The sequence below is a fragment of the Lysinibacillus sp. NPDC097279 genome (assembly GCF_044761745.1).
GTDB lineage: Bacteria > Bacillota > Bacilli > Bacillales_A > Planococcaceae > Lysinibacillus.
Window position 1 is genome coordinate 55,534 of the sequence record NZ_JBIWDA010000006.1, and the last position, 26,247, is coordinate 81,780.

27 protein-coding genes, 1 pseudogene and 1 other annotated feature are annotated in these 26,247 nt (G+C 38.9%); of the genes and pseudogenes, 6 read left to right on the forward strand and 22 right to left on the reverse strand.

Translation table 11 applies throughout. From position 1 onward, the window contains the following. Window positions 1-107: 107 nt before the first annotated feature. Window positions 108-325, reverse strand: a binding site (T-box leader). Window positions 326-374: 49 nt separating this feature from the next. The 10 genes from gltX to ACIQ1H_RS19435 form a co-directional block, all read right to left on the reverse strand. Beyond that, window positions 375-1,835, reverse strand: coding sequence for a glutamate--tRNA ligase (gene gltX / locus ACIQ1H_RS19390; RefSeq protein WP_402891065.1), 1,461 nt, complete (start codon window positions 1,833-1,835; stop codon window positions 375-377). Between the two features lie 123 nt (window positions 1,836-1,958). Then, entirely contained in the window at window positions 1,959-2,435 is a 477-nt protein-coding gene (ispF, locus tag ACIQ1H_RS19395) for a 2-C-methyl-D-erythritol 2,4-cyclodiphosphate synthase (protein WP_024364393.1), read from the reverse strand. Window positions 2,436-2,655: 220 nt separating this feature from the next. Then, window positions 2,656-3,348 carry a 2-C-methyl-D-erythritol 4-phosphate cytidylyltransferase gene (gene ispD, locus ACIQ1H_RS19400; protein WP_402891068.1) on the reverse strand — a complete coding sequence of 231 codons (693 nt, stop codon included), beginning with the start codon at window positions 3,346-3,348 and terminating at the stop codon, window positions 2,656-2,658. 12 nt (window positions 3,349-3,360) lie between these two features. Continuing rightward, a complete protein-coding gene (locus ACIQ1H_RS19405; protein ID WP_337980214.1) occupies window positions 3,361-4,446 on the reverse strand; it encodes a PIN/TRAM domain-containing protein in 1,086 nt (361 codons plus the stop codon). Window positions 4,447-4,796: 350 nt separating this feature from the next. Next, entirely contained in the window at window positions 4,797-6,173 is a 1,377-nt protein-coding gene (gene radA / locus ACIQ1H_RS19410) for a DNA repair protein RadA (RefSeq protein WP_173479243.1), read from the reverse strand. A 111-nt stretch (window positions 6,174-6,284) separates the two neighbouring features. After that, a complete protein-coding gene (locus ACIQ1H_RS19415) occupies window positions 6,285-8,729 on the reverse strand; it encodes an ATP-dependent Clp protease ATP-binding subunit (RefSeq protein ID WP_173479242.1) in 2,445 nt (814 codons plus the stop codon). Further along, complete coding sequence (mcsB, locus tag ACIQ1H_RS19420) at window positions 8,719-9,828, reverse strand: protein-arginine kinase McsB (RefSeq protein WP_173479241.1); 1,110 nt, start codon at window positions 9,826-9,828, stop codon at window positions 8,719-8,721. The genes ACIQ1H_RS19415 and mcsB overlap by 11 nt, the downstream gene beginning before the upstream one ends. Next, a complete protein-coding gene (locus ACIQ1H_RS19425; RefSeq protein WP_402891075.1) occupies window positions 9,825-10,367 on the reverse strand; it encodes a UvrB/UvrC motif-containing protein in 543 nt (180 codons plus the stop codon). Before ACIQ1H_RS19425 ends, mcsB begins: the two co-directional genes overlap by 4 nt. A gap of 13 nt (window positions 10,368-10,380) precedes the next feature. Next, window positions 10,381-10,851 carry a CtsR family transcriptional regulator gene (locus ACIQ1H_RS19430; RefSeq protein WP_337980213.1) on the reverse strand — a complete coding sequence of 157 codons (471 nt, stop codon included), beginning with the start codon at window positions 10,849-10,851 and terminating at the stop codon, window positions 10,381-10,383. A 301-nt stretch (window positions 10,852-11,152) separates the two neighbouring features. After that, window positions 11,153-11,458 carry a DUF4870 domain-containing protein gene (locus ACIQ1H_RS19435; RefSeq protein WP_139860488.1) on the reverse strand — a complete coding sequence of 102 codons (306 nt, stop codon included), beginning with the start codon at window positions 11,456-11,458 and terminating at the stop codon, window positions 11,153-11,155. 124 nt (window positions 11,459-11,582) lie between these two features. Between ACIQ1H_RS19435 and ACIQ1H_RS19440 the strand changes: the two genes are divergently transcribed. Beyond that, window positions 11,583-12,275, forward strand: a complete 693-nt coding sequence (locus tag ACIQ1H_RS19440; RefSeq protein WP_402891079.1) for a class I SAM-dependent methyltransferase — start codon at window positions 11,583-11,585, stop codon at window positions 12,273-12,275. 100 nt (window positions 12,276-12,375) lie between these two features. Continuing rightward, window positions 12,376-13,338: a magnesium/cobalt transporter CorA gene (corA, locus tag ACIQ1H_RS19445; protein WP_139860491.1), complete on the forward strand. Its 963-nt coding sequence runs from the start codon at window positions 12,376-12,378 to the stop codon at window positions 13,336-13,338. A 181-nt stretch (window positions 13,339-13,519) separates the two neighbouring features. On the opposite strand, the gene ACIQ1H_RS19450 is transcribed toward corA, so the two are convergent. After that, window positions 13,520-13,729, reverse strand: coding sequence for a hypothetical protein (locus ACIQ1H_RS19450; protein WP_139860492.1), 210 nt, complete (start codon window positions 13,727-13,729; stop codon window positions 13,520-13,522). A 334-nt stretch (window positions 13,730-14,063) separates the two neighbouring features. Between ACIQ1H_RS19450 and ACIQ1H_RS23030 the strand changes: the two are divergent. Both ACIQ1H_RS23030 and ACIQ1H_RS23035 read left to right on the forward strand, forming a co-directional pair. After that, a pseudogene (locus ACIQ1H_RS23030) lies at window positions 14,064-14,561 on the forward strand (protoglobin family protein); the annotation flags it as partial. 6 nt (window positions 14,562-14,567) lie between these two features. Continuing rightward, complete coding sequence (locus tag ACIQ1H_RS23035; RefSeq protein WP_483869775.1) at window positions 14,568-15,374, forward strand: methyl-accepting chemotaxis protein; 807 nt, start codon at window positions 14,568-14,570, stop codon at window positions 15,372-15,374. Between the two features lie 51 nt (window positions 15,375-15,425). On the opposite strand, the gene ACIQ1H_RS19460 is transcribed toward ACIQ1H_RS23035, so the two are convergent. From ACIQ1H_RS19460 to adh, 6 genes are all read right to left on the reverse strand, one after another. Next, window positions 15,426-15,905 (reverse strand): acyl-CoA thioesterase, encoded by a 480-nt coding sequence (locus tag ACIQ1H_RS19460; RefSeq protein WP_173479238.1) that lies wholly within the window; start codon window positions 15,903-15,905, stop codon window positions 15,426-15,428. A gap of 69 nt (window positions 15,906-15,974) precedes the next feature. Then, window positions 15,975-17,402 carry an aldehyde dehydrogenase family protein gene (locus ACIQ1H_RS19465; protein WP_402891084.1) on the reverse strand — a complete coding sequence of 476 codons (1,428 nt, stop codon included), beginning with the start codon at window positions 17,400-17,402 and terminating at the stop codon, window positions 15,975-15,977. 41 nt (window positions 17,403-17,443) lie between these two features. Next, window positions 17,444-17,695 carry a hypothetical protein gene (locus ACIQ1H_RS19470; protein WP_402891087.1) on the reverse strand — a complete coding sequence of 84 codons (252 nt, stop codon included), beginning with the start codon at window positions 17,693-17,695 and terminating at the stop codon, window positions 17,444-17,446. Window positions 17,696-17,855: 160 nt separating this feature from the next. After that, window positions 17,856-18,071: a hypothetical protein gene (locus tag ACIQ1H_RS19475; RefSeq protein ID WP_402891090.1), complete on the reverse strand. Its 216-nt coding sequence runs from the start codon at window positions 18,069-18,071 to the stop codon at window positions 17,856-17,858. 326 nt (window positions 18,072-18,397) lie between these two features. After that, window positions 18,398-18,760, reverse strand: a complete 363-nt coding sequence (locus ACIQ1H_RS19480; RefSeq protein WP_173479235.1) for a DUF779 domain-containing protein — start codon at window positions 18,758-18,760, stop codon at window positions 18,398-18,400. A 21-nt stretch (window positions 18,761-18,781) separates the two neighbouring features. After that, window positions 18,782-20,302, reverse strand: a complete 1,521-nt coding sequence (gene adh / locus ACIQ1H_RS19485) for an aldehyde dehydrogenase (RefSeq protein ID WP_402891093.1) — start codon at window positions 20,300-20,302, stop codon at window positions 18,782-18,784. Window positions 20,303-20,544: 242 nt separating this feature from the next. Here adh and rluF point away from each other — a divergent pair, with 242 nt between their 5' ends. Next, a complete protein-coding gene (gene rluF / locus ACIQ1H_RS19490; RefSeq protein ID WP_402891096.1) occupies window positions 20,545-21,246 on the forward strand; it encodes a 23S rRNA pseudouridine(2604) synthase RluF in 702 nt (233 codons plus the stop codon). Between the two features lie 22 nt (window positions 21,247-21,268). Beyond that, window positions 21,269-21,988, forward strand: a complete 720-nt coding sequence (locus ACIQ1H_RS19495) for a DUF6904 family protein (RefSeq protein WP_402891098.1) — start codon at window positions 21,269-21,271, stop codon at window positions 21,986-21,988. Between the two features lie 240 nt (window positions 21,989-22,228). On the opposite strand, the gene ACIQ1H_RS19500 is transcribed toward ACIQ1H_RS19495, so the two are convergent. From ACIQ1H_RS19500 to ACIQ1H_RS19520, 5 genes are all read right to left on the reverse strand, one after another. Next, on the reverse strand, window positions 22,229-22,726 hold the full coding sequence (locus ACIQ1H_RS19500) for a cupin domain-containing protein (protein ID WP_402891100.1): 498 nt from the start codon (window positions 22,724-22,726) through the stop codon (window positions 22,229-22,231). Window positions 22,727-22,847: 121 nt separating this feature from the next. Next, on the reverse strand, window positions 22,848-23,555 hold the full coding sequence (locus ACIQ1H_RS19505; RefSeq protein ID WP_402891102.1) for an ABC transporter ATP-binding protein: 708 nt from the start codon (window positions 23,553-23,555) through the stop codon (window positions 22,848-22,850). Then, window positions 23,555-24,334: an ABC transporter ATP-binding protein gene (locus ACIQ1H_RS19510; RefSeq protein ID WP_139859967.1), complete on the reverse strand. Its 780-nt coding sequence runs from the start codon at window positions 24,332-24,334 to the stop codon at window positions 23,555-23,557. Before ACIQ1H_RS19510 ends, ACIQ1H_RS19505 begins: the two co-directional genes overlap by 1 nt. Next, window positions 24,334-25,269 (reverse strand): branched-chain amino acid ABC transporter permease, encoded by a 936-nt coding sequence (locus ACIQ1H_RS19515; protein WP_337982223.1) that lies wholly within the window; start codon window positions 25,267-25,269, stop codon window positions 24,334-24,336. Before ACIQ1H_RS19515 ends, ACIQ1H_RS19510 begins: the two co-directional genes overlap by 1 nt. A gap of 13 nt (window positions 25,270-25,282) precedes the next feature. Beyond that, window positions 25,283-26,158: a branched-chain amino acid ABC transporter permease gene (locus ACIQ1H_RS19520; RefSeq protein WP_173479231.1), complete on the reverse strand. Its 876-nt coding sequence runs from the start codon at window positions 26,156-26,158 to the stop codon at window positions 25,283-25,285. Window positions 26,159-26,247: the final 89 nt, after the last annotated feature.

Below are 26,247 nucleotides of genomic sequence, written 5' to 3' on the forward strand. Positions count from 1 at the left end.
TTTCTTTTAAACCTATTTGTTATTAGTAATGATTTCCCTTTTCCATCTAACACTTGAAAATCATAAAAAAATAATAAAAAGCGCCCCTATCATTCCTAAAAAGGAATGACAGAGACGCTGAATTTGCGCGGTTCCACTCTGATTGAAGGCACAAGCCTTCCACTTTGGACGTCCTATAACGGGAACGACCCGATAAAGCCTACTCATGTTCAGCTCTATGCTCAAAGGTGCATTTCGGTTTTGCCTTGGCTCAGACCACTTTCAGCCGGTGATGGTCCTCTCTTTAGAGCATGCGCCACGTACTTCTCCTTATCAACGCTTTCTCAATGTACATTCATTTTACATCGAAGAAACAGATTGTCAATTAATTTCTATTATTTCGCGAATTTTTCTACACGGTCAATTGTTTTCTCTTTACCGATTAAACAAATAGCATTTGGAAGTTCTGGACCATGTGTTTCACCTGTCGCCACTACACGGATTGGCATAAATAAATTTTTACCTTTATGACCCGTTTCTTTCTGTACAGCTTTGATAGCCGCTTTAACAGCTTCGGGTGTAAATTCTTCTAAATTTTCAAGTTGTGCTTTAAATGCAGCCATTACCTCTGGCACTTGCTCACCAGCTAAAACTGCTTTTGCTTCCTCATCATATTCAATATGATCGTTAAAGAATAGGCGAGATAGCTCTACAATTTCAGCACCAAAGCTCATTTGCTCATGGTAAAGTGCGATTAAATCCGTTGCCCAAGCATGCTCTTCTGCTGTTAACTCTTCTGGTAATAAGCCAGCTTTTTGTAAGTGTGGTAAAGATAAAGCCACTACTTCTTCTAAAGATAATTTTTTGATGTATTGATTATTCATCCAAGTAAGTTTTTGCTTATCAAACATAGATGGCGATTTTGATAAACGTTTCTCATCAAAGAGTTTAATAAATTCTTCTTTTGAGAAAATCTCTTCTTCCCCTTCAGGAGACCAGCCTAGTAAAGCGAAGAAATTGAACATCGCTTCTGGTAAATAACCAAGGTCTTTATATTGTGTTACGAATTGAATAATTGACTCATCACGTTTTGATAATTTTTTGCGGTTTTCGTTAATGATTAATGTCATATGTCCAAAGCGAGGATATTCCCAGCCAAACGCATCAAAAATCATCATTTGTTTTGGTGTATTTGATAAATGTTCTTCTCCACGGAATACGTGTGAGATTTCCATAAAATGATCATCTAATACTACCGCATAATTGTATGTTGGAATACCATTTGCTTTCACAAGTACCCAATCGCCCACATCTTTTGATTCGAACGATACTTGTCCACGCACTAAATCGTCAAAATTATATGTTACGTTTTCAGGAACACGCATACGAATCGTATATTGTTCACCAGCCGCTTCTTTAGCCGCTACTTCTTCCGCAGATAAATGACGGCAAGTACCATCATAAGTTGGTGCTGCAACGCCACGAGCTTTTTGTTCTTCACGAGATGCTTCTAATTTTTCTGATGAACAGAAACATTTATAAGCTTTACCTTCTTGTAATAACTTTTCAGCATGCTCTTTATAAATATCTAGGCGTTCCATTTGACGATAAGGTGCATATGGACCACCGATATCGATTGATTCATCATATTCGATACCTAACCATTTTAAGTTATCTAACTGAGACGCTTCTCCACCTTCTACATTACGCTCAATATCCGTATCTTCAATACGCACGATGAATTTACCGTTATGATGTTTTGCATATAAATAGTTGAATAACGCTGTACGTGCACCACCGATATGTAAAAATCCTGTTGGTGATGGCGCGTAACGAACGCGAACTTCTTTCGTCATAATTAAATGCCTCCTAATGTTCGTCTGAAAATAATTCCGACCTTTTTTAACTTTGTTCATTTTACCACTGTAGTATAGGAAATAAAAGTAGCGCGTGCTTAGGAATTGAACACGCGCCATTTTTTATTTTTTTATCAATAAAATCGTTGCCATCGATGCAATGCCTTCTTCTCGACCAGTAAAGCCCAATCTTTCAGTAGTTGTTGCTTTGACATTTACTTGTGATGCATCTGCGTTTAATAGCGTTGCAATACGATTTCTCATCTGTTCAATATATGGCGCCATTTTTGGACGTTGTGCCATAATTGTGCAATCCACATTGCCTAGCACATAGCCTTTGTCTTCAACGATTTTCCAAATATATTCTAGCAACTTTGCTGAGTCAGCATCTTTCCATTCAGGATCTGTATCTGGAAAATGACGCCCAATATCACCTTCACCTATTGCCCCAAGTGCTGCGTCAGTTACTGTGTGTAATAATACATCCGCATCCGAATGCCCTACTAAACCTTTTTCATGAGGAATGGTAATACCACCAATAATTAGTGGACGCCCTTCTTCAAAAGCATGTACGTCAAAACCTTGTCCTACTCGAAACATACAATACTGCCGTTACAACTGAAATAATTGTAACAGCATTCACCTGCCTTTATGTTTTATATTTATAGACAGTTTACCATATTTCCTAGGAAATTGAGCTCTCTACCTCATGATCAATACTCTTTACATACGCAACAAACTTAAAGTTTTAATAGTTTGGTCAAGATTAATAAAAAAAATCCCATCAGCTACAATCAACTGATGAGATTCCATAGTTTTTTTAATAAGTTTCCGCCACTCGGCGACGCAAAATTGCTTCACCAAATAGTAAATCTTCTTTAGTTGTCATCTTCACATTCTCGTAAGTACTCTCTACGATATGAACGGCATGACCAAGACGTTCAACTAGCATTGCCTCATCTGTGCCTAGAAAGCCAACTTTCTCGGCAACATCTTCGGCCTCTACAATCAAATCAAATCGAAAGGCTTGCGGTGTTTGTATCATCCATAGGCTTTCACGATCCACTGTTTCTTCAATGATACCGTCACGGACTTTTTTCATCGTATCCTTCGCACGAACACCAGCAATAGCAGCACCAAAATCATGAGCACTTTGCACAAGGTTTGCAATAATAGCATGCGTAATAAATGGACGTGCTGCATCATGCACTAAAACAATATCCACTTGCTCCATTTCCTTCATGCAGGAATGAACCGAATGTTGACGCTCTGCTCCACCATCAGGCAAGCCCTTGACTTTAGAGATGCCATAGCTCGAAAGCATTTCTCGAATAAATGCTCGCTCCTCTGGCTTCACTGCAAGCCAAATTCCTGTACAGTTTTCATCTTGTTCAAATACTTCCAATGTGTGTATTAAAATTGGTTTCCCTAAAAGCTCTAAAAATAATTTATTTTGTCCTGCTCCCATTCGCTTCCCGCTACCTGCTGCTGGAAGTACTACTTCATACTGCACATTTCCCACTTCCTAATCATCCTTTGGCTTGGCAAAAATCATACGACCTGCTGATGTTTGTAGCACGCTCGTTACCGTTACTGTAATCGCCTGTCCTATATAGCTACGGCCACCTTCTACAACTATCATCGTGCCATCATCCAAATAAGCGACACCTTGGTTATGCTCTTTCCCATCTTTAATAACGACAACTTGCATATCCTCACCAGGAATCACCACTGGTTTTACCGCATTTGCCAAATCATTGATGTTCAACACTTGCACTTGGTGTAGCTCACATACTTTGTTCAAGTTGAAATCATTCGTAACAATTTGCGTATCATTACCCATTTTCTTTGCAAGACGCACAAGTTTTAAATCGACTTCCTGCACATCTTCAAAATCTTCTTCGGTAATCTCTACTTTTGTCATACGTTCATCTTGCAGTTTTTTTAATATATCCAAACCACGGCGACCTCTTGTACGTTTTAGTGTATCTGAGGAATCTGCAATATGCTGAAGCTCCGTGAGCACAAACTGCGGCACCACTAGGACACCTTCGATAAAGCCCGTTTCTGAAATATCCGCTATACGCCCGTCTATAATAACGCTCGTATCTAGCAATTTATAACTACCACGAATTTCTGGAACTTCAATACCTTCAGCTGCTTTTTTCTTCGCATTATGTCCACGCAATGTAAATAACTGTAATAGCTCATCTCGCTTCTTAAAGCCTACACGGAAGCCCAAATATCCAAGCACAAACGAAAGGATAATTGGTATTACTTCTGTAATAACAGGTAACTGAACACTATCAATCGCAAAGCCTAGGAAATAGGCAACGATAAGTCCTATAATTAGCCCAAGCGTACCAAATAATAAATCTCCAACAGGTACTTTAAATAGTACCTCTTCCATCCAGCTAATAAGCCGAACGAAATAGTCGGAAAATGCAAATGATAATGTAAATAGTAAAAGCGCCCCTAAAGCAACTGATACATAAGGATTATCAAGCCAAGGATTAGATGATAAATGAAGCAATTCGTATAATGGCGGTAAGAAAACAAGGCCTAAAGCTCCTCCAATCAGTAAAAAAGCAATTTGAATAAATTTTTTCATACTGTCACCTCCAATTCTTATAATCGATTATACATATTTTTCAGTAGAAAATCTTTTTTGAGCCCATCAAAACATTATTATTTTTACTGCATATTATAGGACGTTATTAAAGCCTAGAGAGATGCATTATTTCCACAATAATTGTTAGCCAATTTTATGAAATTTTATGACTCCTGTCATAAGGGAGGAAAAGTGCATGCTAGGGTATCCCAACATGCACTAATTTATTGAAACCATTACATCATTTAGAATGTTCCACTATAGAATAAAGCCTCCGCGCACAAGCACTTGACGCTAATTTTACACTGCTAAAAAATGTTGGTGTTCTTTTTGGAAAACTATTAATTTATTTATAGTTCTCTAAAGCAGGCATTTAATGCATCCTTAATCGTCTCTACACCAACAATCTCGATGCCTTGTGGGAAGTCCCAGCCACCAATATTAGAGGCAGGAATAAACGCTCGTTTAAAGCCTAGTTTTGCTGCTTCAATTACACGCTGTTCAATACGTGTTACACGACGAACCTCTCCTGTTAAACCTACTTCCCCAATAAAGCAGTCTGTAGCACGCACTGCCTGATCTTTAAAACTAGAAACAATACTCGTCAACACCGCTAGATCAATTGCAGGCTCATCTAGCTTCACACCGCCAGCAACTTTAATATATGCATCCTGTGCTTGTAGCATGAGGCCCATCCGCTTCTCAAGTACCGCCATCAGCAATTGCACGCGGTTTTGGTCTACGCCTGTAGCCATACGTTTTGGATAATTGAAGCTCGTCGGCGTCACAAGCGATTGAATTTCTACTAAAATCGGTCGTGTTCCCTCCATCGATGCCACAATTGTTGAGCCTGCCGCACCTTGTGAGCGCTCCTGTAAAAACAACTCGGATGGATTCAATACTTCCTTTAATCCCCCTTGAAGCATTTCAAAAATAGCAATTTCATTTGTTGAACCGAAGCGGTTTTTCTGACTCCGTAAAATACGGTGGTTGTGATGGCGCTCTCCTTCGAAATACAGCACTGTATCCACCATATGCTCTAATATACGCGGCCCTGCAATTTGCCCTTCCTTCGTTACATGCCCTACTAAGAAAATGGCAATGCCTTTCGTTTTAGCAATTCGCATAAGCTCTGCTGTACATTCACGTACTTGCGAGACACTACCAGGTGCACTCGTCACCTCAGGATGGAAAACTGTTTGTATGGAGTCCACGATAACAAACTTCGGCTGTACATCCTCTATTGTTTGATTTAATAGCTCTAAATTCGTCTCCGAATAAATATAAAGCTCTTGTGAAATTACTCCTAAACGCTCTGCACGCAATTTCGTTTGTCGAATAGATTCCTCACCAGAGATATACAGCACACGGTGACCTTTATTTGATAACAACGCTGATACTTGTAATAATAGCGTTGATTTCCCAATCCCAGGATCACCACCGATTAATACAAGGGAACCTGGCACGATGCCTCCACCTAAAACCCGATTGAGCTCGCCCATTTCTGTAGCGACCCGAGACTCCTCAGCTGCTTCCACTTGTATAATAGGTATAGCCTTCTGTGTGACTGTCGCCGAATGTTGGAATGCTCCACGAGGTCCTTTTGCAACGACCTCCACTTCTTCAACCATCTTATTCCATTCTCCACAACCTGGACAACGGCCCATCCATTTTGCAGATTCATAACCACAACCCGTACAGACAAATTTAGTTTTTTTCTTCGCCATAGTACCACCTCGAATATTTGTTCTTATATTCATTTTACATAAAAAAAGACAGCTTGGCACTATAGGCCTCGCTGTCTTTGTAAATCATCTTGTTAACAATAAACGACCTGCTTATTTAGAAATTGAAACGCCCTCTTTTTTCTGAACAACGAATTCATCATTCGCATAATCGATTACAACTTGGTTTCCTTTTTCTACATTGCCTTTAAGCAGTTCTTCCGATAGACGGTCTTCCACTTGTTTTTGCAATGCACGACGTAATGGACGTGCACCATATTGAGGATCATAGCCTTCCTCCGCAATTTTATTAAGTGCAGCATCGGTTAACTCTAACGTAATATCCTGCTCCTGTAGACGTTTTGTTAAGGACTTAGCCATCATTGATACGATTTCTTTTAAGTGTTCTTTCTCTAGTGAGTGGAACACAATCATTTCGTCGATACGGTTTAAAAATTCTGGACGGAATGCTTTTTTCAGTTCTTCTAGCATTGTACCCTTCATATCTTTGTGCTTCGACTCTGAGCTTCCTAAGCTGAAGCCAAGATTTTTTTGATACTTTAACGCATCTGCGCCGACGTTGGAAGTCATAATGACAACCGTATTGCGGAAATCAACGACACGTCCTTTAGAATCCGTTAAACGACCATCTTCAAGTACTTGAAGTAAAATATTGAAAACATCTGGGTGAGCTTTTTCAATTTCATCAAGTAGCACAACAGAATATGGTTTACGTCGTACTTTTTCTGTCAGCTGACCACCATCATCAAATCCTACATAACCTGGAGGTGAACCAACTAAACGTGAAGTCGAATGTTTCTCCATATATTCGGACATGTCAACGCGAATCATCGCATCTTCATCACCAAACATTACTTCTGCAAGAGCTCTTGCAAGTTCTGTTTTTCCGACCCCTGTAGGACCAAGGAAAATAAATGAACCAATTGGACGCTTCGGATCTTTTAAACCTGCTCTTGCGCGTCGAATCGCACGAGAGATTGCCTCAACAGCCTCACCTTGCCCAACAACTCGTTTGTGTAATTCTTCCTCAAGCTGTAATAGTTTAGATGATTCTTCATGTGCAATTTTTGCAACAGGAATTCCCGTCCACATCGACACGACAGCTGCCACATCGTCTACCGTTACTTTTGATTCGGCTTTACCTTGTTCTTCTTTCCATGTTTTACGCGTTGTTTCGATTTCGTCTTTTAGCTTTTGCTCTGTATCTCTTAAAGACGCAGCCTTTTCAAATTCTTGACCAGATACAGCCGCATTTTTCTCAGAGCGCACATTTTCAAGTTTATCTTCCAATGCCTTTAAATTTGGTGGCACTGCGAATGAACGTAAGCGTACTTTTGAACCAGCCTCATCAATTAAGTCGATGGCTTTATCAGGCAGGAAGCGGTCTGAAATATAACGATCACCCATTTTTGCCGCTGCCTCAATTGCTTCATCTGTAATTTTCACACGGTGATGCGCCTCATAGCGATCACGTAAGCCGTGAATAATTTGAATAGCTTCTTCAACTGTCGGCTCATCAACTTGAATAGGCTGGAAACGACGCTCTAAAGCTGCATCTTTTTCAATGTATTTGCGGTACTCATCTAATGTTGTCGCACCAATACATTGCAATTCACCGCGTGCTAAAGATGGTTTTAAAATGTTAGAAGCGTCAATGGCACCTTCTGCCCCACCTGCACCGATAAGCGTGTGTAATTCATCAATGAATAAAATGACATTGCCTGCTTGGCGAATTTCATCCATTACCTTTTTCAAACGATCCTCAAATTCACCACGATATTTAGTACCCGCAACAACTGTCCCCATATCAAGCGTCATAACACGTTTGTCGCGGAGAATTTCTGGTACCTCGTTGTTAATAATTTGTTGCGCTAAGCCTTCTGCTATTGCCGTTTTACCTACCCCTGGTTCACCAATAAGCACAGGGTTGTTTTTCGTACGACGTGATAGCACTTCAATTACACGGGTAATTTCTTTACTTCGACCAATAACAGGGTCTAGTGAACCTTCACGAGCAATCTGTGTTAAATCACGTGCTAAGCTATCCAATGTAGGCGTATTTGCAGCCTGTGTAGCCTGTTGTCCAGATTGTGCATTGTCATTATTACCTAACAACAATAATACTTGCTGACGAGCTTTGTTTAAGCCCACACCAGCATTGTTTAAGACACGAGCAGCTACCCCTTCGCCTTCACGAATAAGCGCTAATAGTAAATGTTCTGTGCCAATATAGGAATGACCTAATTTACGCGACTCATCAACCGATAATTCAATAACTTTCTTCGCACGAGGCGTGTAGTGAACGATTGGTCCAACATCCTCAGTTCCTTTACCGACTAGCTCTTCAATACCTGCTTCAATCATTTGAGGGCTAATATCGATGGCTTCTAATGCTTTCGCAGCTATACCACCGCCTTCACGAATAAGCCCTAAAAGAATATGCTCTGTTCCTATTGATTCGTGCTTCCAACGAATTGCCTCTTCCTGTGCAAGCTGTAATACTTTTTGTGCGCGTTGTGTAAAACGATTAAACATCATATGAATCCTCTCCTTTTCCCCCTATAATAGGCTTACTCTTAACTTCTAAAAATAATGCCTCTCGCAGCATTTTTGCTCTTGCTCTGTCTCGCTCAGCAGGCGGTAAAACCTCTCCTGCATAGTGCTGTAGAAATCCTGGCTGCATGCTGACAACACACTCGTTTAAAGAGGTTGCTTTAATATTATCAATCATCTGCAAATCGACCCCTAAACGCACATTCGATATGCAAGTAGCAGCTTCTTCACTTGTTAAAATTCGAGCATGCGTTAGTGTTCCTAAAGCTCTGTATACACGATCTTCTAATGCAAGTTCCGCTTTTTCCATTAGCTTACTTCTTGCTTGTCGTTCTTTTTGAATAATTTTTTCTGCAACACTTTGGATGTCTGCTAAAATGTCTTCTTCTGTTTTTCCTAATGTAATCTGATTCGACACTTGATAAATATTTCCAAGATTCTCACTACCTTCACCGTATATACCCCTAACGGTCATCCCTAAACGAGTCATTGCATTGATGATTTGGTTCATCTGACCTGTCAATGTAAGCGCAGGAAGGTGCATCATAACAGAAGCTCGTAATCCCGTGCCGATATTTGTAGGACAACTTGTTAAATATCCAAAAGTATCACGAAACGCATACGGCAAGGCTCCTTCTAGGGCTCGATCAATCTTATTTGCTTGCTCATATGCCTTCTGAAGTTGAAAACTTGCCGTCATACATTGAATGCGTAAATGGTCTTCTTCGTTCACCATAATACAAATAGATTCATCCTCAGATAACAACATTGCGCCGACTTGCTCTTTTTTTGCTAGCTGCGGACTAATTAAATGCTTTTCAACTAAAATTTGTCGTTGTAACGTTGTTAAATCTTTTATAGAAAAGTAAGAATATCTTTCTTGAAGCTTGGAACTGTCCTGTATTGCGTGGGTGACAGCTTGCTCTACCTGTAAAGCCTCGTTTTCCGAAAACACTAAAGGAAAACGAAACCCATCTAAGTTTCTAGCAAGGCGGATGCGTGTACTAATGACAATATCTGAATAGTCATCCTCCATATCCATCCATGCAGGTGTAGCACGCTCTAAAAACGATTCAATCATCATGACACATCACCACCTTCGAATTGTAGCTGCTGCTCAAGATCTTTTGCCTTGTCACGAAGCTTCGCCGCTTCCTCAAATTGCTCCTCGTCCACCGCATCCTTCATGCGTTTCCGAATATCTTCAATCTGTTTTTTAATGACAAAAACATTGTTTTGAGCACCAGGCATTTTACCGATATGCTGCGGTCCAGCTTGAATTCGATTAAACAGCTTTGGCAAATGCTCGCTAAATGTGTCATAACAACTAGGGCAACCGAATTTACCCTCTTTCAAAAATCGCTTATACGTAAATCCACATTGTGGACATGTTTGTTGCTGAGGTGGCGCTTGCTGTTTTTCACCGACTTTTTGCCATGTAGGTGAGCCAAACCAGTTGGATAATAATTGTTGAATCGATACAGGCTCTTGTTTAAACTCTGCATGGAACGGATGGAACTGTGAGGCACAGACATCGCAATAATGGTGTTCCACCTTCTGCCCACTTTGTACTTGTGTCACAGTTACTGTTGCATTGCGCTGCTTGCAATGTTCGCAAATCATTTCCATCACCTCTTTATTTTTGCTTTTCATATTTAATGGTTGTTAACATCGCTCGCAAAATTTTCGCACGAATGCTATCCCGTAAAGGTAGTTGTAAATCTAAAGTCGAACGATCAACCGCTGCTAACATTAATTTCGCTTCTCGCTTTGAAATTACCTGCTCGTCAATTAAACGATATACTAAACCTTCTGCAACCGTTTGCGAGGCTCCTCCTTCAATTTGCAAGAGCACATCATCTATTAGATCAATTTGTGAGTTTGCACGGACACGTAAAATACGAATGTATCCACCGCCACCCCGTTTACTTTCAACGAGGTAACCCCGCTCGGCTGTAAATCTTGTATTGATTACATAATTTATTTGTGAGGGCACACATTGAAATTTATCAGCAATTTCACTACGTTTGATTTCAATATGCCCTTCTCCACCTAATTCAAGTACTTGCTTTAAGTAGCCTTCTATGATGTCTGAAATATTACGCACTTTAAGAATACACCTCGCTTACCTCACTGACTTTGACTATCTTTGACTATCTTTGAGTATATTATACAAAACGCTTGAAAATAATTGCAATTATTTCGCACAAAGATTTGTGTAAAGCGCATGGATATGACATATTGCCTTCATCATGACGTGCTTTTAGTTGTGTGTAAAAAAGCGCATGGACTACTAAGAAAATGCTTGTCCGCTAAAAATATTACTCGTTCTTGTCTATAATGTACCCTTTTTGCTTAAAGAAAAAACGCAAGCATATGCTCATAGCATATACTTGCGTCGTTAAAAATTATACCCAGCGACCAACAATTGGGTAACGCCAAGGTTCATCTGAAAAGGCCTTCACGATTCCGATAATAGGTACGATGTATACCATAGCGATGAATATTAGTAAGAACGGTAAACCGATTAATACAAATGATAGGATACCAGCAATTACAATCAATATGCCCATCACGATTTGGAACAATAGCGCTTGCACCGAAAAACTTTTCACTTCTTCATCAGAACTAATTAGGAAAAATAAAATCGGCACTAAAAATGGCGCAAAAAACGCACTGGCATGTATGATTACCTTAGACCATTTTGTTTCCATATATATCAACCTTCCTTTATGGTGTGTCATTATGATTAATACTTCTATTTACGGAACTATACGCAAAATAGTTTCAAAAGCTGCTTAAATTTTTAAAACTTTTTTGAAAGGTATGTGATACTAGATGGAATTTAATAACACGCTTGCGAACGAATATGAAAAGGGTATACGAAGAACATTACCAAGTTACGATGCCATGCTACGTTTAACGAAAGCTTTTTATCAATCCACACTGCAAGAGCAAGCAAGTTTTTTAGTTGTAGGCTCAGGTAGTGGTAATGAAATTATACAGTTAGCCGAGCATAGACCCGATTGGTCATTTGTCGGTATAGATCCGTCTGAAGCAATGTTGAAAATTGCAGAAAACCGTCTGCAATCATTACCAAATGATATTTCTCTACTACAAGGCACAATACTAACTGCATCGGTTCCAGCAATGCACTTTGATGCGGCGAGCTGTATATTAGTACTCCACTTTATTGAATCCTACGAGGAGAAACTTGCTACCTTAAAAGAAATTGCACAACGTTTAAAATCTGGTGCACCATTTGTTCTTGTTTCTAAATACGGACAACTTAACTCCGCTGAAACAGAGCTTCAATTTGACCTATGGCGTGCATATTGGCAACAGCACACAAAACTTTCAAGCTCGGAAATAGCGACTATGGAGCAATCTATCCGCTCACTTTCATTTATGCGTGAGGAGGCGATTGTTACGCTGTTACAACAGGCAGGTTTTTCACAGCCTTCGAGGTTTTTTGCTACAACACTATTCGGCGGTTGGATATGCTATAAAGAGCAACTTGAATCCCTATAATATATAGTAATGTACGATAAGTAAATGAGGTAATGATCTTACGGTGATATGTCTCCTCTTACGTACTTAAAACGAGATAAACAGATATGAGGTGATTGCCGTGATTCGCACGATGGCCATGACGAAAGATCAACAATTAATTAAGGACTTTCCACTTGAAGACCTTAAGCAAAACGATTATGAGTGGTATTGGGTAGATTTTAATTGCCCTACTGCAGAAGAAGAACTTTTGCTCGATACATTTTTTCATTTTCATCCACTTGCAATTGAAGACTGCTTAATGCGTCTACAGCGACCAAAACTCGATTTTTACGATGACTATCATTTCTTCGTTATTCACAAATTAAATGAAGAAACGTTAATTGCTGAGGAATTAAATATTTTTCTTTCTGACCATTTCATTGTTACTTTCCACAAAAACGAAACAACCGAAATTGAAAAGGTTCAGAAGCTTTTAGAAGATCAGCCGAAGTATTGGGAACGAGGCGCCGTTTTCCTGACGTATCAAACAATCGATAAAATAGTCGATAGTTATTTCCCGCTTGTATATAAAATCGAGGATCATTTAAATGCGCTTGAAGATGAACTGACTTATCAAAATAATGTAAATGCAATGCAAATTGTGTTTGAATTCCGTAGTGATTTGCTCCATCTACGACGCACTATTTTACCAATGCGTGACTTATTGTATCGAATACTTAGCTCATATCGCTTTGCACTGAAAAAATCGGAAAGAGCTTATTTCGGTGATATCCACGATCATTTAGCAAAGCTTACAGAAATGGTCGAATCTAATCGAGAGCTTACAGCAGATATGCGCGATAGTTATATGGCCATGACCTCTAGCCGTATGAACGGCATTATGATGATGTTGACAATCGTCTCCACCATTTTTATCCCATTAACATTTATTGCGGGTGTTTACGGCATGAATTTCGATAATATGCCCGAACTTCATGGGCGCTACAGCTACTTTATTGTACTTGGTATTATGCTATTACTTGGACTATTTATGTTAGCATTATTTAAACACAAAGGCTGGTTCAAACTATTTAAACCATAAACTACTAAGCTACCCTATTAGCTTTCAAAAAAATCCGCGCAAACTTCTAAGGAGAAATAAGGCACGAAGGTCAGCGAAATGCTTAGGCAAATAGCCTGACTCATGCTTTGCCCTCAGAAGGCAAACGCGGATTTTTAACATATAAAAAATTAAGGATCTACTTACATGTCTCGATGATGGATTAATATGGACCTCGATCATCCACTTTATTTTCACCTTGTTGCGGGAATAAGAAGTATGCGAGCACACCCGATACTATCGTTGCACAAATCGTTATTAATAGTTGGTTTAGATCTGGTACATCTGCATAATATTTAGTTAACATATAAACAGAGCCAATTGCTACAATTACCATCACAGGAATTACAAACTTAAAACGCTTTTTCTCCATGTAATACCTCCTCAATACTATTTTTATCTCACATGCATTTTTTTGTAAAACTAAACAGTTCGTATTTTACAGGTTTCCTACTTGAAATTCAAATTGCCCTAATGCTATGAAAAATTAGTGTGTCATAGGTAATCCGACTAATGTCAGCTTCCTAAGTAAAAAAATAATAAAAAAATATAGAAATATCGGAAATTTTTAACCAAATATAGTACAAAAAATAGTAGAATAGATTTAATACCATATATTCACCAAATTTACAAACCTAACAATAAATACACAAAGAGTCTTCAATTACTATCATTATTATGGATTTATAAAGAATGGAGCAGACACAATGAGTTGGTTTACAAAGAAGAACAATTATGGTTATTCAATTACACTTACACCTGAGGAATTTAAACAACATGTACAATTAGATGTTTCAAACTATCCTAAACTACAAAAACAATTACAGTTATTAGACTTAACAACTGAAGATTTAGCAATCATTAAACAATTACAACCTTTAGTAAAAAATGTTATTCCTGAAATGGTCGATCAATTTTATGCAGCGATTAGCTTAAGTCAAAACTTACTAGATATTATTAATAGAACATCCCAAATTGATCGTTTAAAAGTGACTTTACATAAGCATTTAAGCGATATTTTCGAGAGTCACATCAATGACGACTACATCAAAGAAAGAAAAGCAATCGCTGAGACACATGTTCGAATTGGACTCCAATCAAAATGGTATATCGCTTCATTCCAATCACTCACTTCGACTTTTACAAGCTTTGCAAATGATTTAGATATTTCAAAGCATGATGCTATACGTGCCATCAATGCCTTCTGTAAAATCATTAACTTCGAGCAGCAGCTCGTTATTGAGGCATATGAGAAGGAAGAAGACCGTATACGTAGTGTGGCAGATCAAACAAAACATGCACTTGTTACTACAATTCAAAGTACTGCCGAGGAGTTAAATGCGATAAGCGAGGAAACAGCAGCTTCCCTTTTAGTCATCTCCTCTCAAACAGATGATATCGCTGTGGCAACTAAACAAGGATTAAACTTCGTTGCAGATACACAGGATAAATCTAAACGTGGTCAGCATCAGTTAAAAGAGCAAAATGAATTAATCCATGATATTTTGCAAAGTGTCAACGGCCTTGAAGTGACGATGAATCAGTTGCGTACATCTTCACAAAAAATTTCTGAAATTGTCGGGCTTGTCACAGGCATCGCTGACCAAACAAATTTATTAGCACTTAATGCTTCAATTGAAGCTGCTCGTGCTGGTGAACATGGTAAAGGCTTTGCTGTCGTAGCCGAGGAAGTCCGCAAGCTTGCAGAAGAAACAAAAAATGCTGTACAAAATGTGTCACACCTTATTAAAGAAACAGAAAGTAATATTTCAACAATGGCAAGTTCTGTCGTTAATGTTGACCAGAAAATCCAACATAGCGTTGATACACAAACAAGTTTGTCTGAATCATTTAATGATATCGCCGATGCTGTATCAGGTATTCAACAGCAATATGTAAACACGGCAAGAGATATTTCAGCAATTTCTACTTTAATTACAGAGCTATCACAAGGGGCTACACTCGTTTCCTCTTCATCAGACTCATTAATAAATGTTGTAAATGAATTAAATATATAACAAACTAAAAAAAGGAAATTGACTGCATCGTGTCAATTTCCTTTTTGTTATTTAATGTGCCAAAGCACGTTTTTGTTTGCGATGCTCTCGTCGAGCAGGACCTGTTTCAAACAGTCGTTTTTCAGCATCCGTTTCAGGGTAAATTGCAGGAATAGCCTTTGGTTTGCCATGATCATCTACTGCAACCATCGTTACAAATGATTCAGTTGTTAACTTTTCCTCACCTGTTTCAATATTACGAGAAATAACGCGGACATAGACTTCCATAGATGAATGCCCTGTGGATGAAACAATACTTTCAATTTCAAGAATATCACCTACATGTGCTGCCGATAAAAAATCAACAGAATCAATGGAGGCTGTTACAACATGCCCTTTTGCATGCTTCATCGCTGTAATTGCAGCAATTTCATCAATATAAGCTAACACTCTTCCACCAAAAATGGAATTATGATTATTAGTATCTGGTGGTAACACGAGACGCGTCTGAAGTGTACGCGATTGGCTCATTGGTACAGCATTGGTTGTCATAGTTCTTGTAACTTCCCTTCATGTATTATTCTTTCGTCATCGTATCGTAGAAAAAGAATTGATGCAAATTTAGAAGGATTTTTTCATCGTAATAAACTTCATATCGGTCATTTCTTCAATCGCCCATTTAATACCTTCTCGACCATAGCCACTCATTTTTATGCCGCCATAAGGCATGTTATCTACTCGGAATGTCGGAATATCATTTATTATAACAGCGCCTGCTTGCAATTCATCAGCTGCATACAGGGCATCAGGTAGTACATTCGTAAAAATCCCTGCATTTAAGCCAAGTTCCGACTCATTCACTAGTCGAATTGCGTCGTCTAATGTTTCATATGAAACAATTGAGACGATTGGCGCGAATGTTTCCTGACAAACAACTTTCATATCAGCAGTTACATTTGTCATAACTGTTGGTGTTAATGTACGTTCTGTAAATGTTCCACCTGTAGCAATGACTGCACCTTGAGCTTTTGCCTCTTCAATCCATTCACGAATTCGGTTAACCTCATTCGGATTGATCATAGCACTGACATCTGTATTTTTATCAAGTGGATCACCGACGACAAGTTTTTCAGTTTGCGCTACAAATTCCTTTGTGAAGGCATCTATAATTGAGGAGTGGACGTAGATGCGTTGTAAAGAAATACATACTTGTCCCGCAAAACTAAAAGCACCACTAACACAACGCGCAATGATTTTATCAATAGGTGTCGATGGCTCAACAATAACCGCTGCATTCGAGCCTAGCTCTAATGTTACTTTCCGTAAACCTACTTTTTCTTTAATACCTAATCCCACTTTACCACTTCCAGTAAAGGTTACTTTTTTCACGAATGGATGCGTTACGAGTGTATCGCTTAGTTCGCCACCACTACCTGTAACAATTTGTAATGCACCATCTGGTAATCCAGCTTCCTTAAATATTTCCGCCATCACAATTGCACTAAGTGGTGTTTGTGTTGCAGGCTTTAACACGACTGTATTCCCAACCGCGAAGGCAGGTCCCAATTTATGTGCGACTAAATTAAAAGGGAAGTTAAACGGAGTAATAGCAGAAATAACGCCTAATGGCTCACGCTTTGTCCAGCCTATTCGATCACCAGCTCCTGGTGCGGCATCCATCGGTACCGTTTCACCTTTCACTTGCTTCGCTCCTTCGGCTGCAAACTGATACGTTGCGATTGTGCGTTCAATTTCGGGTAAACCTGCTGATATAGGCTTGCCTGCTTCTTGCGCTAAAATTTCCGCCAATTCGTCTTTTCGACGTCGCATAATGTCGACTACTTTATATAAAATTTCGGCACGTTCGTAGGCGGTTGTTTTTTTAAATGAAAGAAAGGCATCTTGGGCACCTTCTATGGCTTGCTCAACATCAGAAACAGACGCCTTTGCAACCTTTGCAATTACCTTACCGTTATAAGGCGATTTTAATTCATATGTTTCCTTCGCATCTCGCCATTGCCCATTTATCCAAAGCTTTGTTTCGTTCATCTTCAAATACACCTCCAAATAATCTGTTCCTCTTTAGTTTATCATGAAGTGCTCGAATTTGACGCTATTGCGGCCGCTGTAACTGCGGATATCATCACAGCCTGTTGTGCTTGTATTAGTAATTCAATAGAAGACATAATGGCCATTGATAGAGATTGTTGAACTTTTGCCATATCATAGATAGCAATTTGCACGGCCATAAATAATACGAATTCGCGATGCCACTTCAACAATTTCATTCCCTTTAATTCATGATACAAATCAACAATTTGCTGAAGCTGAGCTTTATTCATTTGAAAATTAATCTTTGTATAACACAATATAGAAAAGGCAGCTCGTTTAGCATGTTAAAAAGAGCTGCTCTAGATAAGTTGGCATTCCTCCATTATATCTTTTCGTTTTTCAATAGCGTATTTACTGCTTGCTCCGTACCATCTTGCTCCATCATATTTGCTACCCTATTGAAGTTCGCAACGGAGACATCCACGATGTTTGTTTTTTCATTTCTTCCACAACGTCTTTGTACTTGTTCGAATCATACACTTTACCCGAGGCTACATATGTGCTGGCAATAGCTAATATAATTTTTCGATCCACTGTCCAACCTGCAACTTTCGATACAGCCTCCACAGTTTGTGTAAATTGGTTTTCAATTATAACAACATCCATGTTCAACACACTCCTTTTCACTATTTACGTAACATTCTGTCGAAAAGATTCAATCGTTTTGTAACAATTAACATAAAAAGTAAACATAATTTAATGTTTGAGATAAGGTATTATATGGTTTAATTAATATAATCTCAGATGAACGGGGGCTATATTATGATTGAACGGACAATCAGAAAATTACTATTAACCCAGACCCTACAAGAACGATTACAGCATTATTTACTATTGCGAAATTCCCCAAATAACGTCAGTCTACATCTTCTTTTTCCGAAAAATTAGCATAAAAAAACAGCGACAAAAAAGCTTTTGCCGCTGTCATTAAACTATTTAATTAAGCCCAACTCTTTTAGTTCCTCTGTAGAAAAAGCTCTAGACCTTGTTAAAAATCGTTTACCCTCAACGCCTTCAAGCGAGAACATACCGCCTCTACCATCCACTACGTCTAAAATAATTTGCGTATGTTTCCAATAATCATACTGGTTTTTGTGCATATAAAATGGTGTATCTCCAATCTTACCTAAGCATACATCCTGGTCACCTAATATTAAGTCCCCATCAGGATAACACATGGGAGAGGAGCCATCGCAACATCCACCTGATTGATGAAACATAACTGGTCCATGCTTTTCCTTTAACAATTCAATTAGTGCCAGCGCTTCTTCCGTTGCTAAAACACGTTCAACCACGCTATAGCACCTCCTCACTGATTAGAAGAAACCAAGTTTATTTTCGTTATAGCTCACCAATAAGTTTTTCGTTTGTTGGTAATGCGATAACATCATTTTGTGCGTTTCACGGCCAATACCTGACATTTTGTAGCCACCAAACGCTGCATGTGCAGGATATGCATGGTAGCAGTTTGTCCAAACACGTCCTGCCTGAATACCACGACCGAAGCGATATGCTGTATTCATATCACGCGTCCAAATACCAGAGCCTAGTCCATATAATGTATCATTCGCAATTTCTAATGCCTCTTCTTTTGTTTTAAATGTTGTAACTGCCACAACTGGCCCAAAAATTTCTTCTTGGAATATACGCATTTTATTATGCCCTTTAAAGACAGTTGGTTTAATGTAGTAGCCGTTTTCAAAGCCTTCACCTACATTATTTTTCTCGCCCCCAATTAGACATTCAGCGCCTTCCTGCTTACCAATATCTAAATAAGACAGAATTTTTTCCATCTGCTCACTTGAAGCCTGTGCCCCCATCATCGTATTCGGATCAAGTGGATTTCCAACTTGAATCGCTTCGACACGTTGTAACACACGCTCCATAAACTTATCGTAAATGGATTCTTGAATTAATGCTCGTGAAGGACACGTACATACTTCGCCTTGGTTAAGCGCAAATAGTACAAAGCCTTCTACTGCTTTATCTAAAAAGGCATCATCTTCATCCATAATATCTTCGAAGAAAATATTTGGTGACTTTCCGCCCAATTCTAATGTAACTGGAATAAGGTTTTGTGACGCATATTGCATAATTAAGCGACCTGTTGTCGTTTCACCCGTAAAGGCAATTTTACCGATACGCGGGTTTGAGGCAAGCGGTTTCCCTGCTTCTAAACCGAATCCATTTACAACATTTAGTACGCCTGCTGGCAATAAATCACCAATTAGCTCCACTAACACCATAATAGAAACTGGCGTTTGCTCTGCTGGTTTTAATACTACACAGTTACCAGCTGCAAGAGCTGGAGCTAGCTTCCAAACAGCCATTAATATTGGGAAGTTCCAAGGTATAATTTGACCTACTACCCCAATCGGCTCATGGAAATGATAAGCAACTGTATCATTATCAATTTGACTTAACGCACCTTCTTGTGCACGTAAAGCACCTGCAAAATAACGGAAATGATCAATCGCTAGAGGGATATCTGCATTTAATGTTTCACGAACCGCCTTACCATTATCCCATGTTTCGGCAACGGCTAACTTTTCTAAGTTTTGTTCAATACGGTCCGCAATTTTAAGTAAAATGTTAGCACGCTCTGTAGCGGATGTTTGTCCCCATGCATCTTTTGCTGCATGTGCCGCATCAAGTGCAAGTTCAATATCCTCAGCAGAGGAACGTGCTGCTTGTGTAAAAACTTGTCCAGTAACAGGAGTAACATTATCGAAGTATTGACCTTTCACTGGGGGTGTCCATTCTCCACCAATGTAATTATCATATCTCTCTTTGAATTGAACTACCGATCCTTCAGTGTTTGGAAATGCATAAACCATTTTACTTCTCCCCTTTACACAAAATAATGAGAACTTTCTAGAAAAATCGTATTTTAATATCGAAATAACGATATTTTCATAGAGACTCTCTTACCCAATATATTGTCAGAAATGAATGTTTATTTCAACTTTTTAAAATAAATTTTTATAATATTTATTTTTAGTAGAAAAGCTTATAGAATTCACGGTAATTACATCGATAGGGTATACTTAAGCTAATATAAAATGTATAGGAGAACAATATGAGAATTAACAAATATTTAAGTGAAACAGGCATCGTATCTCGTCGAGGTGCTGATAAATGGGTTGAAGAAGGTAAAATAACGATTAATGGTCTACCTGCTACTGTTGGCAGCCAAGTAGAGACTGGTGATATTGTTTGTGTGGATGGAAAAGAGGTAAAGAAAGAAGAACAACTCGTTTATATCGCTTTAAACAAACCCGTTGGTATTACAAGTACGACAGAGCGCCATATCAAAGGAAATGTCGTGGATTTTATTAATCATCCTTTGCGCATTTTCCATATCGGGCGACTCGATAAGGAATCAGAGGGATTATTATTACTAACAAATGATGGCGATATTGTTAATAAAATTTTACGTGCCGAAAACCATCATGAAAAAGAATATATCGTACAAGTTGATAAGCCGATTACTGATCAATTCATAAAAAAAATGAGCGCAGGAGTAGATATTTTAGATACAACAACATTGCCTTGCCATGTTGAAAAAATTTCAGATAAAGTTTTTAAAATTATTTTGGAACAAGGCTTAAATCGTCAAATTCGTCGTATGTGTTCAGCATTAGACTATTCAGTTAAACGATTACAACGAGTACGAATTATGAACATTAAGCTTGGAAATTTAAAGGTTGGGCAATGGCGCGATTTAACTGATAGAGAGCGGACAGAATTATTCCAACTACTTAATTACACAGCAAAATAATGCATTTGGAGGGGGTAGGGAGATGCTTTCCATTCAAAGTACTGAACAGCTTACAGGTGTACGGATAAGCGGTGATTTTTGGGATTTAGATACGCTCATACATGCTATTTATAAAGTAACTGGAGATGAAAACAAATATTATGATTACCAAGGTGCACGTCTTCGTATCCTCGGTTTTTGTTACAATCTTCGTCAAGCCTTGCAAGGGGAGCAACAGCTTGAATTTGTGAGCAATGGGCTTAACAAAAATATCCTTACTCGACATGAAATTATTTTCCCAAACAACAATGTCTATTTCGCTGCGGAAGTTCTCTGGCCTGAAATTCTTTTCACAGCTATTGCCTTAAACGATTTTATTCGTCTACATCAGGAGTTAATCGATTCCTCTGCTTGGAATAGTTATGTCGCCACTATTCGTAATTTCCAAGCAGCGGTTGCTGATTGCCTAGAGCAAGAGCTAAGCGATGATCAATACTTAGTTTTTTTAAGGATGCTTCATACAAAAAGTCCATTGACATTCCGTTACGCCACGCAGTATGTAGATGTTCTAAATTTAGAATACATACAATTGAATACACAAGCACGTAAAGCGCAATTAGCCTCCTTTGCTCTTCGCTTAATGCTTGAGGATGAAGAATACACGGTACTAAAATCTAAGCTAATCGAAGTCGCCAGTACGACCAAAAAAGCACTACACGAAATCCCAATCAACGCAAACTACCCTGAAGAAATTTTGTGGTAGGTGCTAATATTTCTTCGTTTTAACGGTGGGTAGGTGCCAGATACTAAACATATACGAGTTGTTGGTAGCGGAGGCGGTGACTCCTGCGGGAACGCACGCAGCGTAAGACGCAACAATCCGCGCGCAAGCGAGGGTTGCGGCTTACGGTGTGCCCGCGGAAAGCAACCGCCGTAGCGGACAACAACGGCATAGCAAAAAAGTGGTAGATTAATTGCATGCAATCTACCACTTCTGCTATTGCTATTCAATCGTTTCGTATGCCATTTTACGAATAACTGTCTCATGTTGCGGATAATCAGCTAACAGTTCCGCTTGTGTAAATAGCTCAAAGTCTTCAAAATCAAACCCTGGTGCTACCATACAGCCTACTAAACTAAATGTATTTGCATCATCAACGGAAGATCCAAAAATCGTACCTTTTGGCACTGCCACTTGAGGAACCTCACCTGCTTCTAAATTTAACCCTAACTTTTTCCCCTCATATGTACCGTCAGGGTAAATCATATGAACAGTTAATGGGCTACCAGCGTGATAATACCAAAGTTCATCTGATTTTAAACGGTGTAAATGTGAAATATCCTGAGATTGTAATAAAAAATAAATGCTTGTATAAATTGGTCTTGTTACATTTCTTACAGCGATCTCCTCTGTTGATCGAAACGAAGAAATATAGTATCCTCCCTCGGGATGTTGATCTAACCCTAATTTATCAATAAAATATTGTGCAGAATATTGCATCAAACTTCACTCCTTTTTTCCACCTTACCAAAAAGTAAAGGTCAAACGCTACTTCTATCTATCATTACTACGGTGTTCAACAAAAAAGGCATCTCGAATTAATATCGAGACACCCTTCCTCTTACAAGCCACCTAAATAAGCAGCTTTCACTTGTTCACTTTCTTGCAGCTCTTTTGCCGTACCAGCTAACACAATACGCCCTGTCTCAAGTACATAAGCGCGGTCAGCTACCGATAATGCCATATTAGCATTTTGCTCTACTAGCAATACCGTTGTACCTTCTTTATTGACCTTTTCAATTATATTGAAAATATTTTTTACCATAAGCGGTGCAAGCCCCATCGATGGCTCATCCATTAGTAATAGCTTTGGTTTTGCCATTAATGCACGACCCATTGCAAGCATTTGCTGCTCACCACCAGATAATGTGCCAGACTGTTGCTTACGGCGCTCCAGTAGACGAGGGAATAGCTCAAAGACATGGTCCATATCTTTTTTTATCCCTGCCTTATCGTTACGAAGATATGCCCCAAGCTCTAGATTTTCCTCTACTGACATATTAGCGAATACACGGCGACCTTCAGGAACATGGGAAATACCTGATTTTACGATTGTTTGTGCAGCCTTACCTGCAATCGAGAAGCCTTCATATTCGATAATGCCTCCTTTAGGTTTTTGTAAGCCTGACAAGGTTTTTAATAATGTACTTTTACCAGCACCATTTGCACCGATTAATGTTACAATCTCTCCCTCGTTTACTTCTAAAGAGACGCCCTTTAATGCTTGAATATTTCCGTAGAATACATCAATGTTTTGTACTTTTAGCATTAGCTGATAACCTCCTCACCAAGGTAAGCTTCTATTACCTTTGGATTGTTGCGAATTTCCTCTGGTGTCCCATCAGCGATTAATTGCCCGTGATCCAGTACGTAAATACGTTCACAAATTCCCATTACTAAGCTCATATCATGCTCAATAAGCAAAATCGTTAAACCAAACTCTTTACGAATAAACGCTATTAACTCCATTAAGTCATGTGTCTCTTGCGGGTTCATCCCTGCTGCTGGCTCATCTAGTAATAATAGCTTTGGATTTGCAGCTAATGCACGCGCAATTTCTAGACGGCGCTGCATCCCATAAGGTAAGTTTTTTGCTAGTTCATCCTTATAAATATCTAAGCCAAATATTTTTAAAAATTCCGTGGATTGCTTTTCCATTGCTTCTTCACCTTTAAAGTGACTCGGTAACCGAAAAATAGATGACCACATTGAATGTTTAGCTAGTGAATGGTTCGCTACTTTTACGTTGTCCAAAACAGATAATTCCTTAAATAGACGGATATTTTGGAACGTACGGCTAATACCTTTTTGTGTTACTTGATATGGTGCAAGACCATTGATCTTTAGGCCGTCAAAAGTAATCGTACCTTCAGTTGGTGTATATACCCCTGTTAACATGTTAAAGCTTGTTGTTTTACCAGCACCATTTGGTCCAATGAGGCCTACTAATTCACCTTGATTTAGGTACATATTAACGCCCTGTACCGCCTTTAAACCACCGAATTGAATGCCCATATTTTCTACTTTAATCAGAAGGTTTCCAGTCATTATTTTGTACCTCCTTTTTTACCAAACTTAAAGAAGTCTGTAATTTCTTTTGTGCCCATTAAACCAGTTGGACGATATAGCATAACAATAATTAATACTAAGCTGTAAATAATCATTCGTGTTTCTGGGAAATTCGCTAGGTATGTTGATATTAACGTTAAGAATATAGCTGCGATAACAGAACCCGAGAGACTACCTAAGCCGCCAAGAACAACGTATATTAAAATATCAAATGATTTTAAGAAACCGAATGTTGTTGGCTGAATAATGTAGAAGTTATGTGCAAAAATGGCCCCTGCAAGACCTGCAAAGAAAGATCCAATCGCGAATGCTACAACTTTATAGTAAGTTGTATTAATCCCCATGGCATCCGCAGCAATTTCATCTTCTCGAATGGAAATACAAGCACGTCCATGACGAGAATTAGTAAAGTTAGAAATTACTAAAATCGTTAATACCACACCAATGAATGCATATGTCCAATTTGATAAATATTTAACCTGCATCCCTGCTGCCCCACCGACATAATCCGTATTTAAAAACACAATACGAATAATTTCTGCAAAACCAAGCGTTGCAATGGCTAAATAATCCCCTTTTAATCGTAGTGTTGGAATACCTACAATTAAACCAGCTACCGCTGCTGCAAGTGCTCCTAACAAAATGGCTAACGGGAATGGAAGCATTAGTTTTGTTGTAATAATAGCTGAAATATAAGCACCAACTGCAAGGAAACCAGCATGCCCAATAGAGAATTGGCCAGTAACCCCGATAACGATGTGCAAGCTGACAGCTAGCATAATGTTAATACACATTGTGATTAACATATTTTTATAATATAAGTCAATGACTTCCGTTGTAATAAGAGCCTGAACAACTACATAGATGACTAGCGCTAATACGGCGTAGCCCCAGAAAACTTTAGACTTCTTCATCATTACCGCTCACCTACACTTTCTCGCGGGCGTTTTTACCGAAGATACCCGATGGTCTGAAAATCAAGATTAAAATCAAAATGACAAATGCCGCTGCATCGCGCCATAAAGAGAAGCCGAGTGCACTTACCATTGATTCCACGACACCTAGTAACATACCGCCAACCATTGCACCTGGAATAATACCAATACCACCAAGAACGGCAGCGATGAACGCTTTAACCCCTGGAATAACACCCATTAACGGGTCAATTTTTGTATAATACACACCGAAGATAACACCCGCAGCACCAGCTAAGGCAGAGCCAATTGCAAATGTTGCTGAAATTGTATTATCTACGTTAATGCCCATTAGGCGCGCTGCATCCGCATCATGGGAAACCGCACGCATCGCTTTCCCAATTTTCGTTTTATGTACGATGAACTGTAATAAAATCATCAGTACGATAGCGACAGATAAAATTAAAATAGACGTACTGCTAATTTGAACACCGAATACATCGAATGTTCGATTTTTAATCACTTCAGGGTATGCTGCTGGCTGCGCGCCTCTGAAGAAAATTGTCGTATATTCAATTAATAGCGACACACCAATTGCTGTAATTAACGCTGCGATACGCGTAGCATTTCGTAATCGCTTATATGCAATACGTTCAATTAACACACCGAAGATTGCACAAATTGCCATCGCTAATAATAATGCTGGTAAAAAGCCCAGCTCCCACTTAGCAATTGCGTAAAAGCCGATAAATGCCCCAATCATGAAAACATCACCGTGGGCAAAGTTAATAAGCTTAATAATACCGTATACCATCGTATACCCTAACGCTATTAACGCGTAGATACTACCTAGTGAAACACCATTCACAAGCTGTTGTATCCATTCCATGAGCGTTCACTCCTTTGTTATTTTTTGAGGAATGCAAAAACGGGACCTATTTCTACATAGCTGAATTGAATGCAGAAAAACTCGTGTCC

Coding starts and splice junctions, on each gene's coding strand:
- gltX (WP_402891065.1), bottom strand. CDS start 1,835: ATGACGAAAGAAGTTCGCGTTCGTTACGCGCCATCACCAACAGGATTT.
- ispF (WP_024364393.1), bottom strand. CDS start 2,435: ATGTTTCGAGTAGGACAAGGTTTTGACGTACATGCTTTTGAAGAAGGG.
- ACIQ1H_RS19405 (WP_337980214.1), bottom strand. CDS start 4,446: ATGAAAAAATTTATTCAAATTGCTTTTTTACTGATTGGAGGAGCTTTA.
- radA (WP_173479243.1), bottom strand. CDS start 6,173: ATGGCGAAGAAAAAAACTAAATTTGTCTGTACGGGTTGTGGTTATGAA.
- ACIQ1H_RS19415 (WP_173479242.1), bottom strand. CDS start 8,729: ATGATGTTTAATCGTTTTACACAACGCGCACAAAAAGTATTACAGCTT.
- mcsB (WP_173479241.1), bottom strand. CDS start 9,828: ATGATGATTGAATCGTTTTTAGAGCGTGCTACACCTGCATGGATGGAT.
- ACIQ1H_RS19425 (WP_402891075.1), bottom strand. CDS start 10,367: ATGATTTGCGAACATTGCAAGCAGCGCAATGCAACAGTAACTGTGACA.
- ACIQ1H_RS19435 (WP_139860488.1), bottom strand. CDS start 11,458: ATGGAAACAAAATGGTCTAAGGTAATCATACATGCCAGTGCGTTTTTT.
- ACIQ1H_RS19440 (WP_402891079.1), top strand. CDS start 11,583: ATGGAATTTAATAACACGCTTGCGAACGAATATGAAAAGGGTATACGA.
- ACIQ1H_RS19450 (WP_139860492.1), bottom strand. CDS start 13,729: ATGGAGAAAAAGCGTTTTAAGTTTGTAATTCCTGTGATGGTAATTGTA.
- ACIQ1H_RS19460 (WP_173479238.1), bottom strand. CDS start 15,905: ATGACAACCAATGCTGTACCAATGAGCCAATCGCGTACACTTCAGACG.
- ACIQ1H_RS19465 (WP_402891084.1), bottom strand. CDS start 17,402: ATGAACGAAACAAAGCTTTGGATAAATGGGCAATGGCGAGATGCGAAG.
- ACIQ1H_RS19470 (WP_402891087.1), bottom strand. CDS start 17,695: ATGAATAAAGCTCAGCTTCAGCAAATTGTTGATTTGTATCATGAATTA.
- ACIQ1H_RS19475 (WP_402891090.1), bottom strand. CDS start 18,071: ATGGATGTTGTTATAATTGAAAACCAATTTACACAAACTGTGGAGGCT.
- adh (WP_402891093.1), bottom strand. CDS start 20,302: ATGGTTTATGCATTTCCAAACACTGAAGGATCGGTAGTTCAATTCAAA.
- rluF (WP_402891096.1), top strand. CDS start 20,545: ATGAGAATTAACAAATATTTAAGTGAAACAGGCATCGTATCTCGTCGA.
- ACIQ1H_RS19495 (WP_402891098.1), top strand. CDS start 21,269: ATGCTTTCCATTCAAAGTACTGAACAGCTTACAGGTGTACGGATAAGC.
- ACIQ1H_RS19500 (WP_402891100.1), bottom strand. CDS start 22,726: ATGCAATATTCTGCACAATATTTTATTGATAAATTAGGGTTAGATCAA.
- ACIQ1H_RS19505 (WP_402891102.1), bottom strand. CDS start 23,555: ATGCTAAAAGTACAAAACATTGATGTATTCTACGGAAATATTCAAGCA.
- ACIQ1H_RS19510 (WP_139859967.1), bottom strand. CDS start 24,334: ATGACTGGAAACCTTCTGATTAAAGTAGAAAATATGGGCATTCAATTC.
- ACIQ1H_RS19515 (WP_337982223.1), bottom strand. CDS start 25,269: ATGAAGAAGTCTAAAGTTTTCTGGGGCTACGCCGTATTAGCGCTAGTC.
- ACIQ1H_RS19520 (WP_173479231.1), bottom strand. CDS start 26,158: ATGGAATGGATACAACAGCTTGTGAATGGTGTTTCACTAGGTAGTATC.